This window comes from Arthrobacter sp. Hiyo1, from assembly GCF_001263615.2.
GTDB lineage: Bacteria > Actinomycetota > Actinomycetes > Actinomycetales > Micrococcaceae > Arthrobacter.
Genome location: NZ_DF952470.1, coordinates 520073 through 523017, shown reverse-complemented (window position 1 = coordinate 523017; position 2945 = coordinate 520073). Strand labels below are relative to the sequence as shown.

The following is a 2945-nucleotide window of genomic DNA, read 5'->3' as shown; positions in this document are numbered from 1 at the left end:
GCCCGCGCCCTCGCCCTGGACCCCGGACATCATCGTGGCGGACGAGCCGACGTCGGCCCTCGACGTTTCCGTCCGCGCCCAAGTCCTCAACCTGCTGTCTGACCTGAAAACCCAGCTGAACCTCGGCATGGTCTTCATTTCGCACGACATCCAGACTGTCCGCTACGTCTCCGACCGCATCTGCGTCATGTACTTCGGACAGATCGTCGAAGAAGGCCCGGCCGCCCAGGTCTTCGACAACCCGAGCAACGACTACACCAAGAAGCTGCTCGGCGCCGCGCCCAGCCTGCTCCACACCTAAGTTTTTCCCATCCAGATCCAAGCAACGGAGATTTTTGTGTCTACTCAGTTCCAGGGCGTCATTCCCCCGGTCATCACCCCCCGCCACGCCGACGGGCGCGTTGACACCGCGTCCCTGAAGAACGTCACCAAACACCTGCTCGACGGCGGCGTGTCCGGCCTCTTCGTGCTGGGCTCCTCGGGCGAGGTCCCCTACCTGACCAACGAAGAGCGCGAACTGGTGGTCTCCACGATCGCCGACGCGAACGCCGGCGCCGTGCCCCTGATCGTCGGCGCCAACGAACAAACCACCAACCGGGTCATCGAAGAAGCACGTAAAGTCGTGGACCTCGGCGCCGACGCAATCGTGGTCACCTCCATGTACTACGCCATCGGCAACGCCGAGGAGACCGAAACCCACTTCCGCAGCATCCACGCTGCCGTGGACAAGCCGATCTTCGCCTACGACGTCCCCGTCCGCACCCACTTCAAACTGCCCACCGACCTCCTGGTCCGCCTCGGCCGCGACGGCGTCATCGCAGGCGTCAAGGACTCCTCCGGCGACGACGTCTCCTTCCGCCAACTCCTCCTCGCAGCCAAGGACATCCCCGACTTCGACATCTTCACGGGCCACGAAATCGTCGTCGACGGCGCCCTCCTCGCCGGCGCCCAAGGCGTAGTACCCGGCCTCGGCAACGTAGACCCCGCCGGTTACCGCCGCCTGTTCGACGCCACCCAGGCCGGAGACTGGACCGCAGCGGCCGCCGAACAAGACCGCCTGGCCGACCTCTTCGACATCGTCTACACCCCCAATGGCCGGGTCTCAGGCGGCGCAGCAGGACTAGGCGCTTTCAAGACCGCCCTCCAAATCATGGGCATCATCGAATCCAACACCATGAGCTCCCCCATGCTCTCCCTGAACGCCGAAGAAGCCTCCGCAATCCGCACGATCCTCGAGCGCAACGGCCTGGTCTAGGGTTCGCACGCTACTCTCGCCGGAGCTTCCGATCAGCGCTCATCTGGGCGGTTTGCCGTCGCTCACCCGGTGCTTGTTGCGGTGGTCGGGTCGTGCCGCAGGACCAGTTTTGCCGTCCCTTGGCTGTTGGCGGACGTCACCTTCTGTGGGCTGCCTCGGTCGGGGCGTGCCGCAGGGCCAGTTTTGCCGTCCCTTAGACACCTCCCGACGCCGCATTACCGTCGCTGAGCGACGTCCATGCAGCTCTGGTCGGCGATGCGGGACTACACAAAACCGTCCCTCCGCCACTCGGGCGATTGGGTCACCGCTCGCCTCGGGAACGTCAAGCATCCGCCGGCTCGGCGTGCGGTCTGTGAGTCGACAGTTCGCAACGTCAGGTGAGCTAATCGCCCGAGGCGCCGGGCCGGGGTCTTGCGTAGGCGCGCATCGCCGACCAGAGTCGTCTGAAGGTCGCCCAGCGACCGGAAGGCGACGTCGGGAGGTGTCTAAGCGCCGGCGAAATGATGGGTCCGCGCTGTCCCAGCCACAACGAACCCGACCACACGCCGACGGCAGCCGGGACCAGCACCGGCCACGGCTAACCTGACCATAACGAACCGCAGCAACAGCAATCGAACGATCCGGAGGACAAAGCATGATGTACGTGGTCGGGGTCGATCTTGGGGGGACGAAGACTGCCGCGGGGGTTGTGGGGGCCGATGGGGAGGTGTTGTTTTCGGAGCAGATTCCTACGCTGAATCGGGACGGGGGCGACGCTATTTTGCGGGCAACTGCGGCGCTCGTCGGGCGGCTCATGCGGCGGGCGGCGGGTGCGGGAATCGACGTCGTGCGTGTTGGCGTGGGTTCGGCCGGGGTCATCGATGCCGTGAATGGCGAGGTGGTTTCGGCGACTGATGCGATCCTGGGGTGGGCCGGGACCGGATTGACGGCGGGGTTGGCGCAGCTCCTGGGTTTGCCTCGGGGGTCGGTGAGTGCCGTCAACGATGTGCATGCGCATGCTCTGGGTGAGGCGTGGCGTGGGGCGGCTGCCGGGTCTTCGAGTTCGCTCATGGTGGCTTTCGGTACGGGTGTGGGCGGCAGCTTTGTGCTGGACGGCGCTCCTGTTTTGGGGCACCACTATGTGGGTGGGCACGTGGGGCATTTTGCGTCGCCGTACGCCTATCACGAGGGCAAGGCCCTCCCGTGTGTGTGCGGCGGCTCGGGCCACGTCGAGGCGATCGCTTCCGGCCCGGCCATCCACGAATCCTTCGTCCGTTTCGGCGGCTCCCCCGAGGTCCCGGACTCTCGTGCGGTGTTTGCCTTGGTGCACGACGGAGATCGTGCCGATTCGGCCGACGGTACGGCCGCCATCAAAGCCATCGGGGCGGGCGCGGGTGCTGCGGGGCAGGCGATCGGCGGGCTCGTCAACATCCTCGACCCGGAGACGGTGGTGGTTTCCGGGGGTTTGGCGGATGCGGGAGATTTTTGGTGGAAACCCATGGAACGTGCCCTGCGCAAGGAGCTCATGGCCCCGCTTGCCGACATTCCCGTGCTTCGCGCGGCGCTAGGCAATACCGCGGCCATTGTGGGCGCGGCCAAACTCGTCCTGAACTGACACCCGAACACCCAAACACCCGAACCCCTCGCAAGGAGAACCCCATGATCCTGACCCCCGATGGCCTCGAAGCCTCCGCTCGCAGTTGATCGTGTC

The 2945-nt window shown here is 65.7% G+C and carries 2 protein-coding genes and 1 pseudogene; all 3 read left to right on the top strand.

Translation table 11 applies throughout. The annotated features are described in order from the left end of the window. Positions 1-301, top strand: a pseudogene (locus AHiyo1_RS11255) (ABC transporter ATP-binding protein); the annotation flags it as partial. A 36-nt stretch (positions 302-337) separates the two neighbouring features. Next, positions 338-1255 carry a dihydrodipicolinate synthase family protein gene (locus tag AHiyo1_RS11250; protein ID WP_059388622.1) on the top strand — a complete coding sequence of 306 codons (918 nt, stop codon included), beginning with the start codon at positions 338-340 and terminating at the stop codon, positions 1253-1255. 634 nt (positions 1256-1889) lie between these two features. Continuing rightward, the gene (locus AHiyo1_RS11245; protein ID WP_059388621.1) at positions 1890-2849 is read left to right on the top strand and encodes an ROK family protein; all 960 of its coding nucleotides are present in this window, start codon (positions 1890-1892) and stop codon (positions 2847-2849) included. Positions 2850-2945: the final 96 nt, after the last annotated feature.

What these genes read in the sequence shown, in the direction of transcription:
- AHiyo1_RS11245 (WP_059388621.1), top strand. Translation starts at nt 1,890, where the DNA reads ATGATGTACGTGGTCGGGGTCGATCTTGGGGGGACGAAGACTGCCGCG.